At 49.8% G+C, this 24,268-nt stretch carries 24 protein-coding genes and 9 pseudogenes; 10 read left to right on the top strand and 23 right to left on the bottom strand.

The window, feature by feature from the left end; translation table 11 throughout:
- Positions 1-252: 252 nt before the first annotated feature.
- The 3 genes and pseudogenes from JCM14467_RS01415 to JCM14467_RS01405 all read right to left on the bottom strand — a co-directional run bounded on the left by JCM14467_RS01415 (position 253) and on the right by JCM14467_RS01405 (position 2,544).
- Positions 253-570: a nucleotidyltransferase domain-containing protein gene (locus tag JCM14467_RS01415; RefSeq protein ID WP_054848857.1), complete on the bottom strand. Its 318-nt coding sequence runs from the start codon at positions 568-570 to the stop codon at positions 253-255.
- Between the two features lie 27 nt (positions 571-597).
- Complete coding sequence (locus JCM14467_RS01410; RefSeq protein ID WP_252900362.1) at positions 598-948, bottom strand: HEPN domain-containing protein; 351 nt, start codon at positions 946-948, stop codon at positions 598-600.
- Between the two features lie 39 nt (positions 949-987).
- Positions 988-2,544: pseudogene (locus JCM14467_RS01405) on the bottom strand (hydantoinase B/oxoprolinase family protein).
- A 118-nt stretch (positions 2,545-2,662) separates the two neighbouring features.
- On the opposite strand from JCM14467_RS01405, the gene JCM14467_RS01400 reads away from it, so the two are divergent.
- Complete coding sequence (locus JCM14467_RS01400; protein ID WP_252900361.1) at positions 2,663-3,391, top strand: PD-(D/E)XK nuclease family protein; 729 nt, start codon at positions 2,663-2,665, stop codon at positions 3,389-3,391.
- Here JCM14467_RS01400 and JCM14467_RS14855 read toward each other — a convergent pair.
- The 6 genes and pseudogenes from JCM14467_RS14855 to JCM14467_RS14840 form a co-directional block, all read right to left on the bottom strand.
- Complete coding sequence (locus tag JCM14467_RS14855; RefSeq protein WP_252900360.1) at positions 3,388-4,062, bottom strand: MFS transporter; 675 nt, start codon at positions 4,060-4,062, stop codon at positions 3,388-3,390. The two genes, JCM14467_RS01400 and JCM14467_RS14855, sit on opposite strands and share 4 nt — an antisense overlap.
- Complete coding sequence (locus JCM14467_RS14850; RefSeq protein ID WP_252900424.1) at positions 3,963-4,271, bottom strand: hypothetical protein; 309 nt, start codon at positions 4,269-4,271, stop codon at positions 3,963-3,965. Before JCM14467_RS14850 ends, JCM14467_RS14855 begins: the two co-directional genes overlap by 100 nt.
- Positions 4,163-4,549, bottom strand: a complete 387-nt coding sequence (locus JCM14467_RS14845) for an MFS transporter (protein WP_342765436.1) — start codon at positions 4,547-4,549, stop codon at positions 4,163-4,165. The genes JCM14467_RS14850 and JCM14467_RS14845 overlap by 109 nt, the downstream gene beginning before the upstream one ends.
- Positions 4,550-4,666: 117 nt before the next feature.
- Positions 4,667-5,131: a hypothetical protein gene (locus JCM14467_RS01390; RefSeq protein ID WP_252900359.1), complete on the bottom strand. Its 465-nt coding sequence runs from the start codon at positions 5,129-5,131 to the stop codon at positions 4,667-4,669.
- 7 nt (positions 5,132-5,138) lie between these two features.
- The gene (locus JCM14467_RS01385) at positions 5,139-5,774 is read right to left on the bottom strand and encodes a hypothetical protein (protein WP_054848855.1); all 636 of its coding nucleotides are present in this window, start codon (positions 5,772-5,774) and stop codon (positions 5,139-5,141) included.
- A gap of 58 nt (positions 5,775-5,832) precedes the next feature.
- Positions 5,833-6,102 (bottom strand): annotated as a pseudogene (locus JCM14467_RS14840) (isochorismatase family protein); the annotation flags it as partial.
- Between the two features lie 454 nt (positions 6,103-6,556).
- Here JCM14467_RS14840 and JCM14467_RS14835 point away from each other — a divergent pair.
- The 3 genes and pseudogenes from JCM14467_RS14835 (at position 6,557) to JCM14467_RS19695 (ending at position 8,254) form a co-directional block, all read left to right on the top strand.
- A complete protein-coding gene (locus tag JCM14467_RS14835; protein ID WP_252900358.1) occupies positions 6,557-6,703 on the top strand; it encodes a hypothetical protein in 147 nt (48 codons plus the stop codon).
- Positions 6,696-7,168: pseudogene (gene purE / locus JCM14467_RS01375) on the top strand (5-(carboxyamino)imidazole ribonucleotide mutase). Before JCM14467_RS14835 ends, purE begins: the two are co-directional and overlap by 8 nt.
- Positions 7,140-8,254 (top strand): annotated as a pseudogene (locus JCM14467_RS19695) (5-(carboxyamino)imidazole ribonucleotide synthase). The pseudogenes purE and JCM14467_RS19695 overlap by 29 nt, the downstream one beginning before the upstream one ends.
- A 13-nt stretch (positions 8,255-8,267) precedes the next feature.
- Here JCM14467_RS19695 and purM read toward each other — a convergent pair.
- From purM to purC, 9 genes and pseudogenes are all read right to left on the bottom strand, one after another.
- Positions 8,268-9,232, bottom strand: a pseudogene (gene purM, locus JCM14467_RS19690) (phosphoribosylformylglycinamidine cyclo-ligase).
- A pseudogene (gene purD, locus JCM14467_RS01360) lies at positions 9,226-10,657 on the bottom strand (phosphoribosylamine--glycine ligase). The pseudogenes purM and purD overlap by 7 nt, the downstream one beginning before the upstream one ends.
- A 3-nt stretch (positions 10,658-10,660) precedes the next feature.
- Positions 10,661-11,871 (bottom strand): annotated as a pseudogene (locus JCM14467_RS01355) (amidophosphoribosyltransferase).
- Positions 11,868-12,272: a phosphoribosyltransferase family protein gene (locus JCM14467_RS14800; RefSeq protein ID WP_252900349.1), complete on the bottom strand. Its 405-nt coding sequence runs from the start codon at positions 12,270-12,272 to the stop codon at positions 11,868-11,870. The pseudogene JCM14467_RS01355 and the gene JCM14467_RS14800 overlap by 4 nt, the downstream one beginning before the upstream one ends.
- A 5-nt stretch (positions 12,273-12,277) precedes the next feature.
- Complete coding sequence (locus tag JCM14467_RS14795; protein WP_252900348.1) at positions 12,278-13,150, bottom strand: amidophosphoribosyltransferase; 873 nt, start codon at positions 13,148-13,150, stop codon at positions 12,278-12,280.
- Between the two features lie 48 nt (positions 13,151-13,198).
- The gene (gene purL / locus JCM14467_RS01345) at positions 13,199-15,328 is read right to left on the bottom strand and encodes a phosphoribosylformylglycinamidine synthase subunit PurL (protein ID WP_054848924.1); all 2,130 of its coding nucleotides are present in this window, start codon (positions 15,326-15,328) and stop codon (positions 13,199-13,201) included.
- A pseudogene (gene purQ / locus JCM14467_RS01340) lies at positions 15,328-15,995 on the bottom strand (phosphoribosylformylglycinamidine synthase I). Before purQ ends, purL begins: the two are co-directional and overlap by 1 nt.
- The gene (locus tag JCM14467_RS01335) at positions 15,976-16,248 is read right to left on the bottom strand and encodes a phosphoribosylformylglycinamidine synthase subunit PurS (RefSeq protein ID WP_054848854.1); all 273 of its coding nucleotides are present in this window, start codon (positions 16,246-16,248) and stop codon (positions 15,976-15,978) included. The pseudogene purQ and the gene JCM14467_RS01335 overlap by 20 nt, the downstream one beginning before the upstream one ends.
- Positions 16,249-16,257: 9 nt before the next feature.
- Positions 16,258-16,994: pseudogene (purC, locus tag JCM14467_RS01330) on the bottom strand (phosphoribosylaminoimidazolesuccinocarboxamide synthase).
- A 305-nt stretch (positions 16,995-17,299) separates the two neighbouring features.
- On the opposite strand from purC, the gene purT reads away from it, so the two are divergent.
- On the top strand, positions 17,300-18,496 hold the full coding sequence (purT, locus tag JCM14467_RS01325; protein ID WP_054848923.1) for a formate-dependent phosphoribosylglycinamide formyltransferase: 1,197 nt from the start codon (positions 17,300-17,302) through the stop codon (positions 18,494-18,496).
- Positions 18,497-18,687: 191 nt separating this feature from the next.
- Here the strand turns inward: purT and JCM14467_RS01320 are convergent, their stop codons facing one another.
- On the bottom strand, positions 18,688-19,236 hold the full coding sequence (locus JCM14467_RS01320; RefSeq protein ID WP_252900343.1) for a hypothetical protein: 549 nt from the start codon (positions 19,234-19,236) through the stop codon (positions 18,688-18,690).
- A gap of 415 nt (positions 19,237-19,651) precedes the next feature.
- Here JCM14467_RS01320 and JCM14467_RS14785 point away from each other — a divergent pair, with 415 nt between their 5' ends.
- Positions 19,652-19,855, top strand: coding sequence for a hypothetical protein (locus JCM14467_RS14785; RefSeq protein WP_252900342.1), 204 nt, complete (start codon positions 19,652-19,654; stop codon positions 19,853-19,855).
- 99 nt (positions 19,856-19,954) lie between these two features.
- Positions 19,955-20,431, top strand: coding sequence for a hypothetical protein (locus JCM14467_RS01310; RefSeq protein ID WP_054848851.1), 477 nt, complete (start codon positions 19,955-19,957; stop codon positions 20,429-20,431).
- Positions 20,432-20,497: 66 nt separating this feature from the next.
- Here JCM14467_RS01310 and JCM14467_RS01305 read toward each other — a convergent pair whose 3' ends face one another.
- Both JCM14467_RS01305 and JCM14467_RS01300 read right to left on the bottom strand, forming a co-directional pair.
- Positions 20,498-21,031 (bottom strand): hypothetical protein, encoded by a 534-nt coding sequence (locus tag JCM14467_RS01305; RefSeq protein WP_252900341.1) that lies wholly within the window; start codon positions 21,029-21,031, stop codon positions 20,498-20,500.
- 5 nt (positions 21,032-21,036) lie between these two features.
- Complete coding sequence (locus JCM14467_RS01300; RefSeq protein ID WP_054848849.1) at positions 21,037-21,519, bottom strand: hypothetical protein; 483 nt, start codon at positions 21,517-21,519, stop codon at positions 21,037-21,039.
- A gap of 121 nt (positions 21,520-21,640) precedes the next feature.
- On the opposite strand from JCM14467_RS01300, the gene JCM14467_RS01295 reads away from it, so the two are divergent.
- Positions 21,641-22,378: a 5-formyltetrahydrofolate cyclo-ligase gene (locus JCM14467_RS01295; RefSeq protein ID WP_054848848.1), complete on the top strand. Its 738-nt coding sequence runs from the start codon at positions 21,641-21,643 to the stop codon at positions 22,376-22,378.
- Positions 22,379-22,420: 42 nt separating this feature from the next.
- On the opposite strand, the gene JCM14467_RS14780 is transcribed toward JCM14467_RS01295, so the two are convergent.
- Positions 22,421-22,564: a hypothetical protein gene (locus JCM14467_RS14780; RefSeq protein ID WP_252900340.1), complete on the bottom strand. Its 144-nt coding sequence runs from the start codon at positions 22,562-22,564 to the stop codon at positions 22,421-22,423.
- 38 nt (positions 22,565-22,602) lie between these two features.
- Positions 22,603-23,208: a hypothetical protein gene (locus JCM14467_RS01290; protein ID WP_054848847.1), complete on the bottom strand. Its 606-nt coding sequence runs from the start codon at positions 23,206-23,208 to the stop codon at positions 22,603-22,605.
- A 178-nt stretch (positions 23,209-23,386) separates the two neighbouring features.
- On the opposite strand from JCM14467_RS01290, the gene JCM14467_RS14775 reads away from it, so the two are divergent.
- Positions 23,387-23,713 carry a hypothetical protein gene (locus tag JCM14467_RS14775; protein ID WP_252900339.1) on the top strand — a complete coding sequence of 109 codons (327 nt, stop codon included), beginning with the start codon at positions 23,387-23,389 and terminating at the stop codon, positions 23,711-23,713.
- Positions 23,713-24,102: a VUT family protein gene (locus JCM14467_RS14770; protein WP_342765435.1), complete on the top strand. Its 390-nt coding sequence runs from the start codon at positions 23,713-23,715 to the stop codon at positions 24,100-24,102. Before JCM14467_RS14775 ends, JCM14467_RS14770 begins: the two co-directional genes overlap by 1 nt.
- Positions 24,103-24,268 lie beyond the last annotated feature (166 nt).

The raw sequence follows: 24,268 nt of genomic DNA, 5'->3' as shown, positions 1-24,268 counted from the left end.
CTCGTATTGATTATACTTGCCATTGAAGGCTTTGTATACAATCTCGGTAGGTCATGATGAGTAAGATGCCAATTATCATTACGGTAATCACCGAGGCGATTAATAACCACCGTAAACCATAACCCATATTCACAAGAAAACTCATTTCTATCTAAGTTCCTTTCTAATTTTTAAGGATAGCACCCTTATGCGAATACCAACCAATTATGAAAAGGATGATAGAAGGTGTGTATTACGCAGGAGGTAAAGTACTCATATCTTGATTAACTTACTGAATCTCTCATAATAAGCCAGCTTATCCGGCGTCCTCACGTGGATCTCAAAGGGAGGTCCAATACCTGCCCTCCATAATTTCTCAAGGACTATTCCAGGTTCGGCATTAGTTAATGCTAACACATCAATATCACTTGAAAGCACATGCCTATTCTCGGCTACCGAGCCAAAGAGGTAAACCTCGGCATTAGGGTCTATTGACCTAACGACGCTCTTAATCATGAGTAAGTACTTATCAAGGTTCTTGAATACCTCCTGCCTCCTCCTAGCATCCTCAATTAAGTAATTATAATCCACTATTCATAAACTCATTAACAATGTTAATTAGCCTTTCAGTCTCCTCCTTAGTGTACTCCCTCGGCACGTACCTTGCACCAATATAGCATCCTCAAGCACGCCAAGCTCGAATAAGTACCTATCCAGCAATTCACTCACTATTTGTCTCTTATCATTGGGGACTATGTCCCGTAAAAACCTGAGCAGATAACGCACGCTGTGTGCCCGTGGGTATTGGGCGCCGTACTCTAGTATCTTCGCCTTCAGGAAGAATTGAAGGGCTTGCTCGAGATTAAAGACTGCGAGGTCATACATGCCATTCCCCATCTGGAATTCGGCAGTCTTAAGGAAGTCCCTGGCTATCCTAATCAATGTATTTATTTCATCCCTAGTACTCATTACGGTGATTCATTAACGGCCAGGTATTAAAGGGCAGCTCTACCTCCTCGAGCCATAGCCGCCACCGCCCGGTGTCTCTATGATTACCTCATCACCTGGCTCCAGGTCTATTGATGCCTTGCTTGACAGTTTAATAACTGATCTATTAACCCTCTTGACTATGACCTCGCCGGGCGCACCATCACCACCGCCCCACAGTCCCCAGGGCCTTGTTCTGAACCTCTCGGCCATTATCGAGAGCCTCGCCCTGGTGAGTACCTTGAATGACCTAATTATCCCATCACCACCCCTATAAAGCCCATCACCGCCACTACCCTCCCTAATCCTATACCCAGTGAAGAGTAGTGGGTATTGCCTCTCGGCAATCTCAATGGGCGTGTTTAGGGTGTTGGTCATGTTAACGTGGACACCACTAACACCTGGCTTACCAGACCTACCACCCGTGCCACCGCCGATCGTCTCGTAGTAAGCCCAATAACCGCCGTTGGGTAGTGTACCGCCGATCATGACATTCATCATTGTCCCAGAGCCTGCTGCGGGCACCTGTCTGGTAATGCCTTAGCCAGGGCCTTGAACACCACGTCCGCGATCCTCTGCGTCGTCTCGACGTTACCGCCGCTCACCGGCGCCGGCTTCCTCGGGTTGACCAAGGTGCCCTCTGGCGCGGTGACGTTTATGATGCTGTAGAATCCCTCGTTCGTTGGTATATCACCCCTTACTAGTGACCTAATCACGAAGGATACTGCGGAGAAGGTTACGCCGTAAACGGCATTTATCGGCGCCTCAACCTGCCCATGCGTACCAGTGAAGTCCGCCTTAACGCCATCCTCACTAACCTCCACGGAAACCTTAATGGGTAGCAACTCATCACCAAGCTCCATGTAATCAACAGCGTCATAGGCACCCCTAGGCCACTTACCAACCTCCATGAGCGCCAACTTCCTACCATACTCAACACCCTCCCTCCACGCATTGAGCACCTCATCAACGCCGTACCTCTCGACCAACTCCCTAACCCTGACAACACCAACCCTATTCGCGGCTAACTGAGCCGTTATGTCTCCAATGGCGGTCTCAGGTGTCTTGAAGTTACTAAGTATCATGTTGAGCGCATCACGCTGAAGCTCACCCCTAACCATTATCCGGACAGGCGGTATTACCAAACCCTCCTCATATAGGTCCTAGCCCCTGGATTAATGCTACCTGGCACAGGCCCGCCAACATCCACGTGATGAGCCTTATTAACCACATAACCAACCAACCTATCACCAATGTATATCGGCTCCATGACCATGACATCATTTAAGTGAGTACCAGATATGTATGGGTCGTTGAGAATTACGGCATCACCACGGCCGAGCTCAATACCCTCCCTGCTAAGCCAATCGAGCAAGTTCCTTACGCCAACCCTGAACGAGCCAGGTGCACTGGTATGTGCTCAGCCTGGGCAACAATATTGCCCTCGGGATCTGTTATTGCGCAGCTGTGGTCCATCCTCTCACGAATATTCGGCGAGAAGGCCGACCTACGCAGGGCCACGCCCATTTCCTCAGCGATGAATACCGAGGCCCTAAAGATGAGTTCCCAGGAAACCACGCCATACTCCTTGCAAAGCCTAATATAAGTGTTACAATAATACTTATACCTAAAGTCTCGCCCTTTAGAGTGAGGAGGTCATCATGGTAAGTTTAAATAGTGAGAACATGGAATTAGTATGGAGGGAATGGGTTTCGACCTTAAGAGGGAGCTCCTAAGGCTGTTGAGGGAGGATGAGGAGTTTAGGTACGCAGTAATGGGCCTACTGGGCATGGTTGACCTCAAATCCTCGGTAGACAACCTCGTTAAGGCAATTAGCGATATGAAGGATATCGTGGCTAAGCATGGTGAGGAGATAATCGCATTGAAAGGATCGGTGGATGAATTACGAAAAACCGTGGAAACACTGAGCAATTCCTTTGGAGAGCTGAAGAAGGTTATTGAGACGTTAAGTGATGATGTTAAGAGACATGGTGAGGTTATACTCATCATGCAGAGTACCCTCGAGAAGTTGACTTCGTCGGTCACGGCATTGGGATATCGCTATGGATTATTCACGGAGGAGGCGTTCAGGGAGGCTATTAAGTACTTAGTGAGTGATTTGCTCAAGGCCTATACGGTTAGGCGTTGGACGTACTACGACAGTGAGGGAGTTGTGTTTGGGCACCCATCAATAATAGACGTCGACGTCCTGGTTAGGGATAATGAGCACATACTCATTGAGTACAAGGCGTTGATTGACCGTGGCGACGTGGCGGAATTGGCTAGGGAGGGTATGCTCTACGAGAGGGTTAATAAGGTGAAGCCGAGGTTACTAATTGTTGGCCCAGCAATTAGGAGGAGGGCCCTTGAGCTAGCTAGAGAACTGGGCGTGGAGGTTAGGGCTTCGGAAGTTATTGACCGTTAGTCGATTACGGTTACGCCACCGCGGGTCGGCCTTGGGTTTGGGAAGAACTTCCTGTATAAGACTATGTTCGCGATATTAACGGCGAAGGCTATCGCAAATGGCACGGGTAATGGTAGGTAGTCTAGCATTGGCCCTGCCGCCGTGGTCGCGGTCGCCGATGGTAATAACCTCGATGCTTGATTAACCCCAGACACCGTTGACCTACTTCCCCTACCTACCAACTCCATCATTAATGCCTGCTGTGGTGCCAGGGATGATACCCTGAACATGACGTAGACCACGTAAGTAGTAACGGCTAGGTATAGCGTGGTTGAGAATGGAATGAGTATTAGGGCTATTGTCGATATTATCCTCGGTATCACAATGGCATCCCTAAGCCCAAACATCCTCGAGAGAACCGGCGCAGTTAATGATGTTAGGGCTGCCGCTAAACCACCAATGAAGAATATATCACCAACCACACCATTACTCACATGAAGCACCATCCTGAATATTATTGGAAGAAATGGCGTTACCAATCCCTGGGCCGTACCATTAAGTGCACCGACAATCGCGAACCTCTTTATATACGTTAAATCCCTCCTAACCTGCTGGGTAACTGCCTTGGAATCCCCATTTGGGTCGTTATTAATACGTCGCCTAGGCTTATGTTCCTCCCTGATGGGTAACACGATGAATAGCTAACGGCAGATAACGCGAGCGCCATGTAGAATGTCTCCAGGTAACTTAGGTTGGCCAGTAAAGCCCCAATGGCCGAAGCAATACCGGAGACTAGGTTGAAGATCGCGTAGACCACCGACCTATCCATACCCTCAGTCTTATCGGCAAGTATCGCCGTCTGCACAGGCGCAGCAACAGCACCAACACTACCGCTGGCCAAGGCACCGGCAGTACCAAACCCACCCAGGCAGCCGCAAGCAGGAGCAATGGGTAATACCTCGTGATTAGGAGCATTGCCGTGGCAATCGGCAGAAATGCCAAGGTGAGCAGTAGTACGGCTTTCCTACTATACTTATCACCCAACCTACCAAATAGTAGCGAGAGGAGAGGTGCCGTGAATGCACCAACGCCAAAGAATATACCCACCTCCGTCAGAGACAAGTGCAAGTAATAGTACAGGTAAAGCCCAGTAACGACACCAAGTGCGCCACCAGCCACACTCCTCAAGCCCCTGGACACAAGGAGTAGCCAAACATCCCCGTCCCAATTGCACAGTCGATATCAGAATCAAACCCCTATAAAAACCAAATTCCCCACAAACCGATCACTAAGCCCTCAACCGCCAGTACCTAGCTTATTCTCAATTGTCCTCCTAACATCGCCCAGCCCCATGAGCATTAATGCAATACCCACAATCCCTATTATGGCAGCTATAATATTCGGTGATATCAATATGAATACGGTCACTATGGTTATTATCACACCAATCTTCAACCTATCAGCATTGAACTCCGAGCCAAGTCTATAGAGTGCCACGAGTATTAGTACGTAAAGCACCAATGCCGTAATACCATTAATGACGCGGAAGAGGAGGAACGCTATAAGCGATGCATTGACAAGGGTTAGGTAGAGGCCCTCGGCAAGGAGTAACGGGCTTATCAAAAGCAATATCTTAATGCCCAGCATGCCGATGCCGTACATTACGCCTAGTCCAAGGCCCACGTACATGCCCTCCTGAATCCTAGTAACCCCATCATGGATCAACCTCAACCTCTCCATACCAGCAACCACAACACTCACCCTGGAATCACTTGGGCATTATTTGAGGCTCGATCTTATTCTTAACCTCGTTAAGACCAACTAGCATTAATACGAAGCCTACAAGACCTAGGATACCTCCCACTACGTTGATTAGGGGTATTGCGGAGAGTACCGTGGCGAATAGCAGGATTATAACGCCAGTCGTTAAGTAGCCAACACCGAAGTCATCACCAAGCCTATAGAGAGCCGCGTACATCAATACCTGGATTATTAGGCCAACAACTGCTATTGGTACGGCTGTCATTAAGAACGTGGTGAGTGAAATACGTGAAGCAATTAGGTAAACGCCATAAATTATTAAGACGCTATCTAGCACCAGCAATCCAAGGCCTCCCCACGCACCAATACCATACTTACCCCTGTCGGCCCTCGATAAGTACACGAGACCGCCATAGAGGAAGTAGTAATTGATGGGGAAAGCCAGGACTCCAAGGACTATGATGAGGATGCCAAGCCCATGTATGAAGGCCTCGGCACTACCATCACTGGATAATGTAAGTGCCACGTACGCTATGGCAAATATTACACCCAACACCAACCCCACTATGAAACCATTAAAAATCCTAGAAACCCCCTCCAGGAGTAAAGCCAACTGCTCCTTACTATAAGCACCGCCAGCCATTGGAACACTTTACATTAATCGTCCTTTTAAATGTTGCGATATGCCAAAGGGAAATTGATCATTGAGTAACGACCACGCTCTTTCCCAACCTAAGCAGGTTTACTACCTCGTCGGATGTTATGATCTCAGCGCCATAAACCCTCCTCAGGTAATCAAGGCTCTCCACGTGCTCCCTCTCCGTAAATGCGTCAACAGCGTCGCTAGGCACTATTATCCTATAACCTCTGAAGAATGCGTCGGCAGCCGTGTGCCTAACGCATATGTTTGTGTGTAGCCCAGTGAGTATCACCTTGTCCACGCCCAGGGACCTCAGTGGTGGGTCTAAGCCTGTTTCGTAAAATGCATTGTACGCCCTCTTCTCAAGTAAGTAATCGCCCTCCCTCGGCTCAACTCATCAACCACCTGGGCGCCATCCGTACCCTCCATCGAGTGCTCACCCCAAACCCTGATCTTGGGATCCGTGGTAGGTGGGCATCACCAACATATATAATGGGCATGCCACTCTACCTAGCACTTTCTATTAACTTCTTAAGCCTAGGCACAGAATTCCTCACCTCTCATTACCCAACTTCCCATACACAAAGCCCTACTCATGTCCGTCATGATTAGGACCGACTTCATACAAATTGGATACGCTTAACTTAATTCAACCTAAGATTATACCCGAGTGGTGACTAGACTCGTAATATCATCACGGCATTGTTTAATTAAATTATTAAATAATTAACGATATTAATTGATTGAAAAATCCTTATAAGTAATTTAAAATAAATGTTATAACAATGAACATGCAAGTCTCACACAGGAGGTCTTTGGAATTAATAAGGAACGCCAAGAATTACGGTATTACAACGATGGGAAATCTACCGCATTTGGGCGTTACCGAGCCTGGGATTGGGAGTGATTGCGCTGGTGGTTGTTATGCCTAAGGTTGCGGTAATAATGGGTAGTAAGTCTGATTGGGAGTACATGAAGGGGGCTGTGGAGGTTTTGAGGAATTTTGGCGTTGAGACGGAGGTTAGGGTTGTCTCGGCCCACAGGACGCCTGAGTTCATGTTTGAGTTTGCTAAGACCGCGGAGAGTAGGGGCATCGAGGTTATAATCGCTGGGGCAGGCGGTGCTGCTCATCTACCGGTATGGTTGCGTCATTGACGCATTTACCCGTGATTGGTGTCCCAATACCGTCAAGAAGCCTCAACGGGCTTGACTCACTCCTCTCGATAGTCCAGATGCCGTACGGAGTCCCCGTGGCCACGGTGGCCATTGGGGGAGCTAGAAACGCCGCGCTGCTTGCCCTTAGGATCCTTGGCATTAAGTATCCCGAGATAGCGGAGAAGATGAAGAGGTTCATGGAGGGGATGAGGGATGAGGTCCTTAATACAAAGCTCGAGTAGGAGGATTGGCATACTGGGCGGTGGGCAGTTGGGCTGGATGATGATACTAGAGGGTAGGAAGTACCCATTCACCTTCTACGTACTTGACGACCCGAGCGCACCGGCCTGTAGGATTGCGGATAGGTGCTTCAGGCCCGAGGAGTATAGGGAGATGATTGACCAGGCCGATGTAGTGACCTTCGAGTTCGAGCACGTGAGTGAAGAGGCACTGCGGTACGCTGAGGAGAAGGGTAAGTTACTCCCTGGGCTGAACACTGTTGAACTCAAGAGGGAGAGGTGGAGGGAAAAGGTCTACTATAGGGATCACTCACTGCCAACGTCGAGGTTCTACATAGCTGAGGATGGCGAGGAGGCGCTGCGCATCCTGAGGGATCAATTCAACAACGTGGGCGTCATAAAGCAGAGTAGGGGTGGTTATGATGGGAAGGGTCAGTACTTCATAAGGGGTGATGTGGAGAGGTACCAATCATTAAGGAAATGAAGTGTAGGTTCGTCGTCGAAGAACTCGTGAACTTTGACTACGAGGTCTCAATAGTTGTCACTAGGGATGGGAAGGGCGACTTCAGGGCATACCCACCAACATTTAATTACAATAGTAAGGGAATACTGGTTTACAACTACGGGCCGCTGAATGATGGTGAGGTCCTGGATAAATTCGTGGAGGTAGCCAGGAAGCTCGCTGATTCACTGAACTACGTAGGTACAATGGCCATCGAATTCTTCGTGAGGGGTGGTGATGTGTTGATCAATGAGTTCGCCCCCAGGGTGCATAACACGGGCCATTATACCCTGGATGCTGCCTTCGTTTCTCAGTTTGAGCAGCATCTGAGGGCTATCACGGGGATGGAGCTTGGCGACACGGCGCTCCTATCCTACGGTGGGATGGTCAACATACTAGGCACGAGCAGGGTGCCGCCTGAGGTTCTTAGGTACGGTAAGGTGTATTGGTATGGTAAGGGTGAGGTGCGTAGGAGGAGGAAGATGGGGCATGTAAATGTGGTTGGTGAGTCCCTGGATGATGTTAAGCGTAAGATCAGCATTATAATGGACTTAATATATCCCGAGGGCGTTGATCAATACATATAGGCGCGCCCAGGTCTCACAGGTGGAGGACCTCGTTCCTGTATGTTATTACCTTAATTCCCTGCCCCTCCTCAACCCTACCCAACTCAATAACCTCCTCACCACGCCCACTGAGGACCCGCACAACCTCCTCCACATTCTCCCTACTGACGAATATCACCATGCCTATGCCCATGTTGAAGACCCTATGCATCTCCTCATGCGACACCCCAGCCCTCTCAATAGCCTTAAATATCTCAGGAGGTTCCGGCAGCCTTATGGTGATGCGGTAATTCGTTATCCTCCTAAGCTTGGTGAAGGACCCACCCGTGATGTGCGCCGCGGCCTTTATCTTGTCAATAACCGAGAGGATGGAGTTAGAGTATATACGTGTCGGCTTCATCAATTCCTCAGCCCACTCCTCAAGTCTAAGCCTACCCTCATCAATGAGCCTCCTCACCAGTGAGTAGCCATTGGCATGAAGGCCATTACTGGCCAGTCCCAGAACCACATCGCCAGGCCTAACATCATCGCCAATCTTCAACTCACGGGCAATACCTACCACGGAGCAGGACAAGTCGTAACCCCTCACCACGCCGGGCATTATAGCGTCTCACCACCGACGATGGGAATCCCAGTCTCGTCAGCTCCCTGCCTCAAGCCTATGATAACCCTCTCGACAACCTCATCCATGGGCCTCTCCAGGGCCAGGTAATCCACGAGGGCTATTGGCCTGGCGCCCACGCAGACTACGTCGTTAACGTTCATGGCCACACAATCCACCCCGGTGGGTTCAATAATCCCAGTCCTAAGGGCGAGTAAGGTCTTGGTGCCAACACCATCAACATGCATCACGATGTAGCCATCGCCAAACCTCACGGCACCTGCATAATGCCCGATACCGATGGGTAAGCCCTGAGAGGATAGGCGCGACGAAATTAGTGAGTGATACTCCCTCAATTTGTCCAGGTCTACACCAGACTTGGCGTACTCATTCACCACAGACCACCATTTGGTGACCAATCCGCAGAGACCCCGAGCAATCCAGCCCTCTCCCTAGCTTTATAGGTATACCTAACTATTTCGGCCTTCTCAATCTGAGTCTCTATGGCGCTCCCAATGTCATGCCTATATATGAGCCTCGTGTCCGAGGATATCAGGGAGAAGCACTTATCGAGCTTCCTAACTGCCTCACCGAACTCGTCGATCACCACGAGCTCGAGAGCCCTCGACCCCCTGGTTATTAACTGCATACCCTCAAGGGCTATGGAACCGAAGTAGACCCTACAACCCAACTCCCTCATCCTCGGCAGGTCAAGCCAAACCCTGTGACCTGACGCCATCCTCCTATCCAATGGGTAGCCCAGTGGAGCCACGGCCCTCACTACGGAGGGCTTCTCGACAACGCCTATCCTAGCCCTACTCAAGTGCCCAGTCGCCGTTAATTCAAGCACCTCTCCGAAGTCACCCTCAATGCGTGGTATTATTGCGGATGCCTCGGGATCGCCAAACCTCGAGTAATACTCAATGATTGTCGGTCCCCATAGGCCTGTGAGCATCATTTGCCCCGCCAGGACACCAACGTAGTCCCTGCCCGTCTCCCTCCTAATAGCCTCTATGGTGAGCCTTATTATCTCCACAGACCTCCCGTACTCCTCCTCAATGATGAATGGCAGTAATGACCCAGGCCCTGATATCGAGCCCATACCACCAGTCTCAGGCCCTATCCCATCCTCATAGGCGTGCTTATAGTCCTGGGCCAGGGGTAGCGGTAGGTATGTGTGGCCGTCGGTGAGAATGTGGAGTGTATACTCAGGCCCATCAACCTTCTCCTCAATGATTAACTTAACCTCATCCTTAACGAGCTCGGCAATTCTACCGGCGCTCCTGCTCAGGGCATCCCTCTTCTCACCACTTAAGTACGCCTGAAGATCGGCGACCACCTTAACGCCCTTACCACCAACCTGCTCCGAAGGCTTTACGGCTATTGAACCGCCAAACTCGAGGATGAACCTAACCGCCTCCTCAGCACTACTGAATGCCCTGAACCTCAGTCTCCCCGGTATTTCATACTTCCACATCAACTGCCTCATCCATACCTTAGATCTCTCTATCAACGCAACCTCCCTATCCGGACCAACCACGGGTATACCCTCCTCCCTGAAAACGTTGGCTATCCCAGCGAAGAGCGTCCTCAGGCCCTATCACGCCAAAGTCAGGGTCGACCTCGCTAATCACCCTCCTCATCTCATCCCGGGACAGGATATTCCCGACGTAGTACTTGCCGCCCGTCCCATCAACTACCTCCTTAATGCCGGGGTTTACGTACGAGGATAGTGCATAGACTCTATAGCCCCTCGCCGAGTTACCCAATGCCTCCGCCAATGCGTGTTCCCTGGCACCATCGCCGATAAGTAAGACCTTCATGGTCTACACCTCCCTGGGATAAACTCTGGTCATACACCCGAGACACAGGTTTCTATGTCCCACAGCCCTGTAAAGCCCCTCAAGACTTAGCCAGTAGATTGAGTCGGCCCCGATAACCCTGGCCACCTCCTCATCTGATAAATTGGCCGTGATCAACTCCCTTTCCTCCGGTATCTGCATCCCGTATGGACAGTTGGAGATTAACTTGGGGCTAGCTATCAATACGTGGACCTCCCTAGCCCCTAACGACCTAAGGCTAAACACCACATTCTTCAGAGTCCTACCCGTAACCATGGAATCATCAATCAGAACAACCTTCTTACCCTTAACCGAGGATTTTATTGGGTTAAGCTTCAACTGAATACCCACTATCTTGAGAAAGTAGTCCGAGGCCAGCATAGTCCTTATACTGCTCCCAGTCCTAACGAAGCCAAGCTCTAGCGGTATACCCGTCCTCCTCGAGTACCCTATTGCGTACGGTATCGCCGTGTCAGGCACGCCAATGACCACGTCCGCGTCAACTCTCCTCTCCCTAGCCAACTCCTCACCAATCCTAACCCTAACGTCATATATGTCGAGACCGAAGACGTGGCTGTCAATCCTGCTTTGATAAATAATGTCTATGGTGCAGTACCTGGGCGCGGCCTCCTTAATTCTAGAGTAGGAGACGCTGTATTGGTCTATGTAGACCATCTCACCCGGCATTAACTCCCTCCTAAATTCACCACCGACCACCGTTATGCCTGAGGTTTCGGAGGATAAGATGGCTAGATCGAAACCGAATCCACCAATCTCGAGGGGCTTAATACCACTCTCGTCCCTATAGCCTATCATCCTGCCATCCCTGGTGAGGAAGATTAAGGAGAAAACGCCCTTACTATCAGCCAACGCCATCTCAGGGTCCTTGTAAATACCCCTGAGCAGCTCCTCCACGTTCCTCACTACACCGTCAACCACGGCAACGCATAATCAGTCACCAATGGATAACCCGGCCTAGTCCCCGTATAACCAACGCCTGCCCAACCCCTCAACTCATCAATCTCTAGGTCCTCAGGGGCCGCTTTATCAATCACCGCAGTGAAGCCTTCATTGCCCAACGTGACTATGCCACTGTGAGAATAACCCCTGTGTTGGAGCCCAATTAGTCCGTAGTAGAGGAATTTACCGACATTCCACACCCTGTCGAAGGCATATACACCCAATATTCCACTCACACCCTCCACCCCCTTAGCATAGATCCTAGTCGAAGTGAGTATTGGGGATACTTCAGTGGGTAAATCCCGGTGAAGCAGGCATGGCATAGGTCTCTCCTGCCTATCGCCTCTATCATCTCCTCGACTGTCAGGTACTCCACACTATCAGCCCCTACCTCGGCTGCAATCTCCCTGTTAGTCCTATTATGGGCAATCAACTCCTGGGATCTTGGAAAGTCCATACCCATGTAGCATGGGTACCGTATCATGGGCGAACCAACTCTCACGTGAATCTCCCTGGCACCACTATTCCTCAGTAGCCTTATCACGTGCTTCATTGTGTTTCCCCTAACTATCGAGTCGTCAATTAGCACAACCCTCTTACCCCGTACAGCTTCACCAACCACGCCAAACTTCTCCACTAAAACTATCTCCCTTCCCTCCTGGTTGGCATTATGAAGGATCTCCTGGCCATCTCTGTCCTGGTCAACGCAAATTCAAGTGGTGTTCTGGATCTCCTTGAATAGCCTATGGCTATCGGTATTGATGAACCTGGGATGGGGACCACGATGTCGGCATCCACGTAGTGTCTCTCTGCAAGGATCTCGCCAAGTCTTACCCTAGCCCTATAGACGGAAATCCCATCTATCACGGAGTCGGCCCTTGCGAAGTATATGTACTCGAATGAGCAAGTCGTCACTCCCTGCGGTTGCGCCAGTACTTCACTCTCCACATTCCCGTACTTATCGATATAAACCACCTCGCCAGGCCTCACGTCCCTAATGTCATTACCACCCAACTGCCTAATGGCTGAGTCCTCGGAGGCTATTACATAGCTTGAGCCCACCCTACCAAGGACCAGGGGCCTAAATCCCCTGGGATCTCTAAACCCTATTAACTCACCTCTCGTCGTTAGTATGACTATCGAGTAGGCGCCGTCGGCAAGCTCCACAAGTCTCTTAAGGCCAAGTCTCACGTCACCGCTCTTACTCAATACCTTAAGTATGAATTCGGTGTCTGTCTTCGTACCATACATGTAGTAATTGGGTATCGTCCCGTTGAAGGCCACGGAGATCGCACCATTCGACAATGGCTGGGCCTCGTCGATCGTGCCCATCCCCGTAGTTGAGTACCTAACGTGGCCTATCGCAAGGCCCGAGCGACCGAGCAAGGCTGGGTCTATGGCCTCCTCCACAAGCCCCATGCCCTTCACAGTCCTTATCTCGCCATCTAGGTAGGAGATCCCCGCAGACTCCTGGCCCCTATGCTGCAGCAGCTTCAACGCCCTGTAGGCAATCATGGGGCCTCGCCATCCCTACTCCACACACCGACCACACCACAGTGCTCTTTAATCACCATCCATCACCCTATAAAGGTAGTTATAGTAATTCTCCACCTCCCTGCCCAGGTCCATAGCCCTATCATCTATTTTGAGGATGCCCGAGTCCCTAGTCACCTTGCCTATCACTGATGCCACAACGCCCAGTTTATTCCCAAGGAACCACTCCGGCTCATTAGTCAGTACTATGAATCTACCACTGGTCTCTGAGAATAACTTAACCAGCAAGTCATCACTATCGCTTTTGATCATGCCGCTCCTAACCTCCACGCCGAAGCCCCTAACCAGTATTGGGAATAATGCCGTGACTAGGCCACCCCTGCCTACGTCCTTAACGAACAAGGCCCTATCCTGGTTTATCCCCGATATCACGAGCTCGCTTGCGAGGAGGTCCTCATTCAACCTCACCCTAGGAACCTCGCCAAAGCTACCATATAGCTTTGAGAGGAAGGACCCACGCAGCTCATCCCTAGTCAAGCCCAACATCACTATGTTCAACCCTTCCTCAACCCTACCCCTCAGGAACTTACCCTCCACAAGACCAACCATGACGACCAGTGGCGTGGGCTTTATCGGCCTACCATCCTTATTCTCGTTGTAAAACGAAACCTTACCACCAACCACAGGCGTCCTGAAGAACCTGGCGGCCTCGGCAATGCCCCTCAGGGCCTCGACAAACGTGTAATATACCTCTGGCTTCCTTGGGTCGCCAAACTGTAGGTGGTCGACGATGCCGATTCCCCTGGCCCCCACGGTGGCTAGGTTTCTATAGCTCTCGGCCACTATGGACTTACCGCACTCGTAGGCATCCTCGGCACATAGGTCGGGATTCGCATCACCCTTGATTGCCAATAGCCTGCCATTGGGTAAAGAGATCACCGCCGCATCAGCCTCACCCGGCTTGACCACGGTTGACGTGCCGACCTCATAGTCGAACTGTGAATATGCCCACTCCTTACTCACGAAGTCTGGGTGTGAGACGACCCCTCTAACGGCCTCCTCAATATCGATTACAAGTCTCTCGGCCGTAGGCTTCCCTGCCGGTCTCCTGACCTCATGGGTATAGAGTGGCGGTGATAGTAGTAGGCTTGCTGGTAGGCTTGCCACCTCATTACCTCCATATCGAAACCTAATGACGCCATTATCCGTGAAGTAACCGATTTCTGCGCATGGATACTCATAATACTCGAACTCCCCACAAACATCCTTAACATTCTCCTCCCTAACGGCGAATAGCATCCTCTCTTGGGTCTCGGATATGAGGATCTCCATTGGGGATAAACCATCAACCCTCAGGGGAACCCTGTCCAGGTCCACGACCGCGCCTAACCCATTGGCCATCTCCGTGACGGCCACTGCCAACCCGCCACCGCCCAGGTCCTTAATGGCCTCCACCTTGTCGGCCACGGCTAACGTGGCATCCAGGACTATCTTACCGGCGAATGGGTCCGCGATCTGGATCGCGCCAATCTCATCCTCCCCACTGAGATTCCTCGACGCAAAGGACGCCCCTCCCAGACCATCGAGCCCTGTTAGCCCCACAATGACCATCCTAAGCCCAGGCTCCCTGACCACGCTGGGTATGATCCTGTCCTTCCTAACCACTCCAACACCGGCCACATCGACCAGCGGGTTGTCTTCGTAGGAATCATCAAAAGACAACTCCCCACCGATTACGGGCACGCCTATGCTATTGCCGTAGAACCCAATGCCCCTGATTATGTTCCTCAATAACCACCTATTCCTCTCCTTACGTGGGTCTCCAACCCTGATCATGTCGAGGAGGGCTATGGGCCTAGCGCCCTTGCTAATGATGTCCCTGATTACGCCGCCAACCCCAGTCGCAGCGCCGTTGAATGGGTCTATGGCCGATGGGTGGTTATGGCTCTCGAGCTTCAGCACGACGATCCAGCCATCACCAACGTCCAGGGCCCCGGCGTCCTGCCAATCCTCAATACCCATCACAACCCTCCTACCCTCGGCTGTACTAAGGAAGCTCCTTAGGTATATCCTGGATGACTTGTAAGAGCAGTGCTCGGACCACAGGGCGTCGATTACGGCCCACTCAACCTCATTAGGCTCCCTACCCAGTCTCTCCCTAACGATGCCCATCTCGTGTGGTGTCAGCGTTAGCCTAATCATCCCCTCAACCCCCTAAGCAGTAGTAGACCGTCTGTCGTGCCGTCAGGAGGTGAGTCTGAATGCCGCCCTCTCCGGGTGTGGCATCATGCCTATCACGTTGCCCTCCTCATTGGCTATGGCCGCGATGTTTAGGAGCGACCCATTTGGGTTGTATCGCCCGTCAACCGTCCCGTCAGGCCCGGAGTAATAAAGCACAGCCAGCTCCCTAGCTATCGGGGTCCTCGTGGTAGTACCTACCCTCGGCGTGGGCTATGGGCATCCTAAGCACGTCCTTCTCAAGTCCCCTGGTCAGTACTGTGTCCCTCCTGGCCACCTTTAGGTAGACCCACCTACTCACGAACCTGAGGTTTAGGTTTGGCAGTAGTGCGCCTTCGAGGAGCCCACTCTCCACGAGTATTTGGAAGCCGTTGCATATGCCGACGACGACCTTCCCCTCATCAGCCATCTTCCTCACCCTCCTCATGACCTCGGTATTCGCGGCTATACTCCCAGCCCTGAGGTAGTCCCCAAAGCTGAAGCCGCCTGGTAGAACCACGGCGTCGTACCTGTCAGGGTCAAAGTCCCTAAACCCCACCACCTCAGTCTCAACCCCGGCCTCGAGCAATGCCCTATACACGTCAGTCTCACAGGTTGTTCCCGGGAACTTAATGACTGCAGTCCTCACGCCCAACCACCCTGATGATGACCCTATGGGCCATTGGGTTGTAGAACCTACCCTCATCAGCCAACTTCCTAACTATCCCCACAGCCTCCTCCGGGCTTCTCGAGTCAACCCTGAACAGTAGGTACTTACCTGCCCTGGTCCCCTTAACCGCGTTATCCACGATCTTCTCAACGACGTATCTCTGTATCGTCTCACCCTCAGGGTCCCTAACCCCATCCTTATTCATTATTATCAACTCAACCTCGTAAATCATCCCACCACCTCACGACGTGATCCTCCTGAGGAACTCCTCATAACTCCTCCTCACCGTTTCCAGGTCAGCGCCCTTCCTGTAGAGGTCCTTGTCTAGGATCCTCAGTGTACCGTTCTCCCTAACTCTCATGGCATCCAGCGTTATCTCATCACCAATGACCAGCCTATCCCCAAGCCTACCGAACTCGAGCTTGAAGTCGTAAAGTATCAACCCTTACTCAGTAGGAAGTTGTATAACGCGTCATTCACCCGCCTCATCACCTCCTCCACCTGCTCCGCCTCCCTCCTGGTGAAGAGCCCTAGGTATTCCATGTGTGAGTAGTTTAGCAATGGGTCGTGTCTCGCATCATCCTTGAGGAAGAACTCTATTATCGGTGGGTCAAACCTCTCGCCCTCCCTAATCGGCAACCTCTTCACAATACTGCCGGTGGCTATGTTCCTCAGGACCACCTCCACCGGCACCATCCTCAACTTCCTAACAATCATTGTCCTCTCATCATACATACCCACGTAATGCGTCTCAATACCACTGGACTCCAGTAGCTTGAAGAGGAATGCCGAGGTCTGGGCATTTATGACTCCCTTACCCTCAATCACATCCCTCCTAGCCCCATCACCAGCGGTTATCGTATCCTTAAAATATAGTAGGTAATGATCGGCATCATAGTCATAAACCACCTTAGTCTTCCCCTCCGCCACCTTAACAAACCTCGTACCCAAGTCCACGCCTCGGTTTTCACCACCCATTGTTGTAACATTTATTTTAAAACATTTATAAGGCTTTTGTCGCTAATTCCCATTAATTATTTAAACAAATAATTAAACAAAAACTCAACACTCAAATTAACCCCAATACGTATTTTCACCACGAGTACCACATCACGAGACCAATAAGCCACAACTAATTCGCTAAGCCTATGCATAACACGGCATGGTATTTACGACTCTGTCTGTAATCCATAGTCATGTTTATTATTTAATTATTTGTTTAAATAATTAATGGGAATTAGCGACAAAAGCCTTATAAATGTTTTAAAATAAATGTTTTAATGATGGAGTTGGGGACTCCGCTCCTTGAGGGTGCGAGGAAGGTTCTTTGGCTTGGTGGTGGTGAGTTGGGGAAGGAGATGGTTATTGAGGCCCAGAGGATGGGGTTGGAGACCGTGGTCGTTGATAGGTATGACATGGCCCCAGCCATGCACGTGGCCCATAGGAGGTACGTGATTGACATGCTCAATGGCGACGCCATCAAGAGCGTGGTTAGGAGGGAGCATCCCGACGCCATAATTGCCGAGATAGAGGCCATAAATACGGACGCCCTGATGGAGTTAGAGGAGAAGGGCTACAGGGTGGTGCCCAACGCAAGGGCTGTGAAGGTATGCATGAATAGGATCGAGCTGAGAAGGCTTGCGGCCGAGAAGCTCAAGTTACCCACTACGGCCTATGCCTTCGCCGAGAACGCCGAGGAGGTTAAGAGGGCGTGTAGGGACATTGGTTACCCATGCATCGTAAAGCCTGAAATGAGCTCCAGCGGCCATGGCCATGAGGTGATAAGCAACGAGGGTGAGGTTGAGGAGAAGTTCAGGGAGGCGTTGATGCACGCGAGGGGCAGGAGTTCGAGGGTTATTGTTGAGGAGTACTTAAGGATAGACACGGAGCTCACCGTACTGACCTACAGGTATCCCCAACCCAACGGTGTCGTCGTGACCAAGGTCATAACGCCAATAGAGCACCAGAGACCCAGGGGTGTCTACCACTACGTTGAATCCTGGCACCCACACACGGTGCCCAATGACGTGGCTGCAAGGGCTATGGAGTACGCGGTTAGGATAGTCAATGAACTAGGCGGCCTGGGGATATTCGGCGTAGAGGTGCTGGTCAGCGGTGGCAGGGTCCTATTCAGCGAAGTCGCGCCTAGGCCCCACGACACGGGCCTAGTGACCCTCGCAAGTCTTGACATTAATGAATTCCAGATACACGTGAGGAGCGCCCTTGGGCTACCAACACCTGAAGTGAGACTTGTGAGCCCAGCCGCCGCCCACGTTATACTTGCCGACAACGAGGGGTGGGCCCCGAAATACCTCAACATCAACAAGGCACTGGAGATACCAGGTGTCCAGGTTAGGCTCTTCGGCAAGCCATACACCTACCACAACAGGAGGATGGGCGTTGTGCTGGCCACTGGAAACACCGTGGAGGAGGCCAGGGAGAAGGTTAGGAAGGCCTCATCACTAATACTCGTCAGATAAGCCACAGCACAGTACGTAAAAATCAAACGCTAAAGACGACCTCTTCCATGGCCTTACACGGCTTCCCACAACACTGGGCAACATCACCCTCACCAGCCATCTCAATCCCGTGCCTCCTCGCCTCATTAAATTCCTAATTCATTGTTAAAGGACTACGATCAATCCCTGACAAGCCCTTACTAAACCACGTCTCAACCACACCTAATGGGTAGTTCAAGGCCCGGCGCGTATAAGCCAAGGACCTCACGGCCATACCTAACCACGTAAATCCATTGCAAGCCCTGTTGTGCATAGATGAAGACAAACATGTACCTACCATTAACAAGGAACAGGCCCATGCCCAGTGGGCCGTAGGCAAAGCCGTCAATCCTCACGGCCTGCGTGACATTGGCAATGCATATACTCGCCTCCGCCAGGTTCACGGTATACATGCCCGTGGGTATGTACAGGGTCAGGGTATTATTGACTATGGAGTAGCCGTACCTACCAGGGAGTGTAATTAATGGACTAAATACGGTAATTGCAATAACAATAACCATGGCCACAACACTAATGGCCATGACCCTATTGAAGACCCTCAAATTATCACTATTCCTAATATGCCTATTACCCCAAACCCATAAGACGACCAATATTACTAGCGGTATCATTGCCGGCAATACAGCTATAATAAATAAGGGGACCCAATTACTCATGACGAGCCTGAAGATATCCCACGAAGTGAGATAGAAACTCTCCATCATAATGATTCATCAATATTGTTTTACTTAATAAATTGCTTTAAAAGCTCTTTACCCTTATACGTTATGGTATTTTTGATATCTTTCTGAAATTCTCCTTAATAATGTCATTATATCATTTAAAAATGGTTAAGATAGTTTATAAATCCTCCCCGGACTAACTTAATACTTGTGAGGATTTGCTTTAGTAAAATGGGTTTATTAATTCCTTTTTTTAATATTCATGGTACCTATCAGTATCATAATACTCATAAGTATGTATGGACTAATTCTACCGTTAGCCGCATTAACTATTGTAATTTCAACATTTATTTTAGCAATCATAATTGGCGTGCTCATGCTATTCCCTAGAAGCTGTAAATTTCTAGGTGGCCATATTGAGCTTAGCACGCACTTATGTAGGGAGAAGTTCAGGATGATTGAGATAGTTAATGAAAAGGATAGATTAAGGGAGTATTCCGTTATTGTCCCTATCGGCTTTAGGGCTTACCCATGGGTTTATGGCTGGGGCTTTGGCAGTAATATCCCTGGTGGCGTCCTCGTATTTTCAACGAGCGACTGCGGCTCTAAATGGAGATTGGATAGCTCGCTGATAGTAATGGTAGGGAGTTCTACATGATTTTATGCTGCGGATCCTGATTAGCTAATTCTGAATTTCCTTCATGCCTATCGAGCCCTTACTCAAGGTTTATAAGCTCATTCTTACACAATCTCAATAATGAGGATTTGCTTTAGCCCGTTTAAGGTGATTGGTATTGTCTTTGCCGCTTCGCTTCCAATAATTATTGCCGGGCTTTGGGCCGTGATACGTGGGTTAATTCCCCCATTGCTTATGCCGATCATAGTGGTACTTAGTATAACGGCCATAGTAATACCGCTGGTGATTATAACGTTACATCCAAGGTCCTGCACGTTCTTGGGCGACTACGTTGAGCTCAGTACTTACCTGTGTAGGGAGAGGTTTAGGGTGATCGAGGTTATTGATGAAAAGGGTAGCCTACGGGATTACTCCGTCATCGTCCACACGGGCTATAGGCTCTACCCATCAATTAATGGTTGGGGATACAGCAGTAATGTGCCTAGCGGTGATGTTTTAGTGTTCTCAACAGGTAACTGCGACTCTAGGTGGAAGTTATTGAAGCTAGTGGATGGTGACGGTAGGGAGTTTTACGCAATCATATGCTGTGGATCGTGAATTATCGTAACCGTTAATCATCAAAGAAGCATATATCTATGTTAGGATATACATTATTTATGTGCGCTATTTTGCACTATTTATTATTTCATTAATTACTTCCGAGCTTGTGACATTTATTGACTCCTTACTTATCATTGTCCTAAGGACCCAATAATAAGCAGGTAATTGATAGGCGTAATCGTTACCTACCCACTCCTCATTTGGTAATTGCATTAGTGGTTTGCCAAGTACGTATATTAAAACGTTATACTCAATTAGAGGGGCGCGATCAATTGATGCTTCGTATATTAAATCGTCAGGTCTTGGATTATTGTTCCCTAAGAAGATCTTAATTCTAGTTATTAATGGTGATGCGCCGGATATATTTAGAAGTTGGGCTTCCCTAAATATCAAGTATCTTACATGGCGTATTATGCTATTAAGCCATGCAGTTACGTTCCAGCCGTAGTTAATTGCCAGGTCCGCCAACGCCCTGACATTACCACCTAGTAATTGCCAAAGAACCTTAGGGTCAATGACCGAGCCGCCAGGTAGTTTGTCCTTAATCTCATTAACTACTTCGAGGAATGAGTCTTGAGACAGATTCCAGAGTAGCATTGGCATTAGTGCATTACTATTAACTTATGGACAGCATCACGACCAACACCACCGGATATGAACCACCCATCTAAGTCATCATGAATTAATAGGACGTTATTAACACCGCACAGCTCCTTAATATGATTCCATAGAGACCTCGCTAGCTTAATTACTTGGTCGACCTCAACTGTTATGCCCATTATACTTGCCGTGACCTTATTAACCAACTCATTAACCAGGCTACTCGCACTCAGTGGTTCGGGCATTATTACATCGGTGACCTTACGCTCATAGTTCACGTAAATAACCGCAATATCGGCATTAACAATCCTCAACGCCTTAGCAAGTAAGCTGAGCAACGTAGTCTTGCCGGCGTCCAATGGCCCATAAATGACCCTGACACCACCGATGCCTAAATCGTTAATGAGGTTCATTAATTCCTGAGCCCTATCCCTGAAGCCTATGGTCACGTTGGAGCCTCCCAGCACTAATCGCTGCGTCCTCACCTAATCAATAACGGTATTAACATCAACATTAACCACGTAATTAGATAATCCTAAGTTAGTAATTAATTTAGTTTCATAATTAGGCGGTATGTTTAATTCTCCGCAGGACTGAGTACTCGTGATGAGCGTTAAGGATGTTAAACAATCAATTAGGGAAAGGATCTGGAAACTGCTCGAGGAGAAGAACGTAGCATCATTCCCGAGGCCCGTCTACGGCAGAATACCAAACTTCATAGGCTCGGACAGGGCTTGCGAACTAGCCGCATCCCTGCCTGAGTTCACGCGGGCCAGGGTGATAAAGATTAACCCAGACTCACCGCAGAGATATTGTAGGGAGTTGGCGTTAAGTGGTGGTAAGTTGTTGATTATGCCGACGCCTAGGATTAGGGAGGGATTCCTATTACTCGATCCGCGCAGGATACCTAGGCAGTACTATGGCGAGGCTTCAACGATAAGGGGCGCATTTAAGTGGGGCGTGCCGATTAAGCCCTGGGAAATGCCCAACATAGACCTGGTCATAATAGGCTCTGTGGCTGTTAACCCAGGTAGTGGACGTAGGCTTGGTAAGTCGCATGGTTATGCCGAGATTGAGTGGGGAATCGCTAGCGCCTTGGGCAGGGTAAATGAGGGTACGCCGGTGATGACCACGGTGCACGAGCTGCAGTTGGTCGGTGATGACATTCCCAGGGAGCCCTTTGACTTGCCTGTGGATATTGTGGTGACGCCGAGTAGGGTGATTAGGGTGAGTCGTGTCGACCCTAAGCCGCGCGGTATTTATTGGGAGTTTGTGACCGAGGACATGCTTAGGGAAATACCAATACTTCGCGAGTTAAGGAACATACTCGGCAATAGGCATTAACGCTGGTTGATGGCTTATCCACGTCGATATAGGATTACGCAGTTACTTCGTGGCTTGCTTTATCAGTGTTTCGTATATCCTGCCCAGTAACTCGTATAGCTTGTCGATCCTCTCGCTCAATGCCTTATTGACTGCGTCCAACCTATTGTCTAGCTCATTTGTTCGTGAATCGATCTTACCATTCAACTCCTTTATTCGTGCATCTACGTAGGCCCTTAACTCACTTATTTGGGCATCAGCCTACTACTCACCGCTCTTATCTCGCTCCTCAATTCCTCAACGCTCGCGCTTAATTTATTGCTCAATTCATTTATCCTGGCATCAACCTTATCACTCAACTCGCTTATCCGCTTGATTAACTCGCCATATACCGCGTCGATCCTGGCGTTCACGGCATCAACCCTCGCATTTAATGCGTTATCCCTCTCCTCAGCCCTCTTATCCACATCATCAATCTTCCTCAATAGCTCATTAAACTTCTCATCAACCTTTTTATCAAGCGTTGCGAACTTCTCGTCAATCTTCCTATCGAGCGTTGTAAACCTTTCATCGATCTTCTTATCAAGTATCGCAAATTTCTCGTCGATCTTCTTATCGAGTGCGTTCAACCTCTCGTCATACGCATTAAACCTTGCATTAATCGTGTTTTCCAGGGCATCAATCCTCTTATTGAGGGAGTCAGATAGTGTGTCAATCCTCCTATTGGTTTCCCTGAACATGCCTATCATGAGGATTACGAGGTCTTCCATACTCAGCTTCTTGCCGCTTTCCACCTTCTTCATAATCGCCTCCAACGCCTTATCAATGGCTGGGCCTATCACGGACTCCATAGCTCTAAGCCAAGTCTATTTACCGAGTGTGGGTATAAAAGTGTTTATTCTCTACCGTGGCTTCACGTCGATGGTTTATGGCGCATGCTCAATCAATTCCCAATGAGCAAGGCTTGGTTATACACCTAGTTTGGCGCACAGGTAGTGCTTTAATACCTGCCTGTCAGGTCTTTCCTGCATGACATTGACTAACCTGGCAGACCTGCCCTTACTCTACGGCTACGCACTAATTACCTACATGGCCGTGGCCGGCGTCCTCTGGATCCTGCACAGGCTTGGTAGGGATGACCTACTCCTTCCGGTGGCGGCCATGAACTACGTGCTACTCCTCACCATTAGCCAGTACATAGCCTCAAAGATCGGCGCCTTCATTGGTCCGCTGGTGATACCCATGGGGGTCTTTACATACAGCGCCAGCGTGGCAATGCTCGACTTCCTAACGCTTAGGTTTGGTAGGAGGTTGGTTACTGGGTCGTTAGGGTCGCCGCCTACCTCCAGGCCCTAATCTTCATAGTTAACTGGCTAGTTATTAACTACCCACCGGCACCCTTCTGGGAGTCACTGCAGGGCGCCTTCGCGAGTATAATGGGCGTCTCAGCCAGGGTCGCCATCGCCTCAATAACGGCATTCCTAGTCTCCGAGACATACGACGTATTCCTAGTGAGTAGGATTGGCGGTGGCGTGCTCAGGAGGGTCGGCTACTCAGACCCGGTGGCCATGACCATTGACACGCTGGTCTTCATACCCATTGCGTTCTACGGCGTCGTACCAAACATTTGGCTTCTAATGGCGTCGCAATTGATCGTTAAGGTGAGCCTAGTCCCAATGACCATGCTAGCCGTTTGGATCAACAGAAGGGCCCTCCAGTACGGTTACGTAGCCAGCAGGGCCTAGGCTATAAACACTATGTAGTATCGCTACAACGACTACTTAACTCCATTACGTTCGTCATGGTTAATAAATTGGTGGTAAAGCTTATTAACTCAACTAAAGAGCCTATATAGGGGACCTCCATTGCACAGACAATCACGTTAAGGGATCTGGTATACCCATGGTTACT

This window comes from Vulcanisaeta sp. JCM 14467 (genome assembly GCF_001316245.1).
In the GTDB taxonomy this organism is placed as follows: domain Archaea; phylum Thermoproteota; class Thermoprotei; order Thermoproteales; family Thermocladiaceae; genus Vulcanisaeta.
The sequence above is the reverse complement of the archived record's forward strand: the minus strand, read 5'-3'. Positions and strand labels throughout refer to the sequence as shown.

Coding starts and splice junctions, on each gene's coding strand:
- JCM14467_RS14785 (WP_252900342.1), top strand. CDS start 19,652: ATGATTGAGATAGTTAATGAAAAGGATAGATTAAGGGAGTATTCCGTT.
- JCM14467_RS01290 (WP_054848847.1), bottom strand. CDS start 23,208: ATGGAGTCCGTGATAGGCCCAGCCATTGATAAGGCGTTGGAGGCGATT.
- JCM14467_RS14835 (WP_252900358.1), top strand. CDS start 6,557: ATGAACATGCAAGTCTCACACAGGAGGTCTTTGGAATTAATAAGGAAC.
- JCM14467_RS14795 (WP_252900348.1), bottom strand. CDS start 13,150: ATGATTGCCTACAGGGCGTTGAAGCTGCTGCAGCATAGGGGCCAGGAG.
- JCM14467_RS01400 (WP_252900361.1), top strand. CDS start 2,663: ATGGAGGGAATGGGTTTCGACCTTAAGAGGGAGCTCCTAAGGCTGTTG.
- JCM14467_RS01385 (WP_054848855.1), bottom strand. CDS start 5,774: ATGGCTGGCGGTGCTTATAGTAAGGAGCAGTTGGCTTTACTCCTGGAG.
- JCM14467_RS01305 (WP_252900341.1), bottom strand. CDS start 21,031: ATGCTACTCTGGAATCTGTCTCAAGACTCATTCCTCGAAGTAGTTAAT.
- JCM14467_RS01320 (WP_252900343.1), bottom strand. CDS start 19,236: ATGGAGAGTTTCTATCTCACTTCGTGGGATATCTTCAGGCTCGTCATG.
- JCM14467_RS01335 (WP_054848854.1), bottom strand. CDS start 16,248: ATGATTTACGAGGTTGAGTTGATAATAATGAATAAGGATGGGGTTAGG.
- JCM14467_RS14775 (WP_252900339.1), top strand. CDS start 23,387: ATGACATTGACTAACCTGGCAGACCTGCCCTTACTCTACGGCTACGCA.
- JCM14467_RS01295 (WP_054848848.1), top strand. CDS start 21,641: ATGAGCGTTAAGGATGTTAAACAATCAATTAGGGAAAGGATCTGGAAA.
- JCM14467_RS01410 (WP_252900362.1), bottom strand. CDS start 948: ATGAGTACTAGGGATGAAATAAATACATTGATTAGGATAGCCAGGGAC.
- purT (WP_054848923.1), top strand. CDS start 17,300: ATGGAGTTGGGGACTCCGCTCCTTGAGGGTGCGAGGAAGGTTCTTTGG.
- JCM14467_RS01310 (WP_054848851.1), top strand. CDS start 19,955: ATGAGGATTTGCTTTAGCCCGTTTAAGGTGATTGGTATTGTCTTTGCC.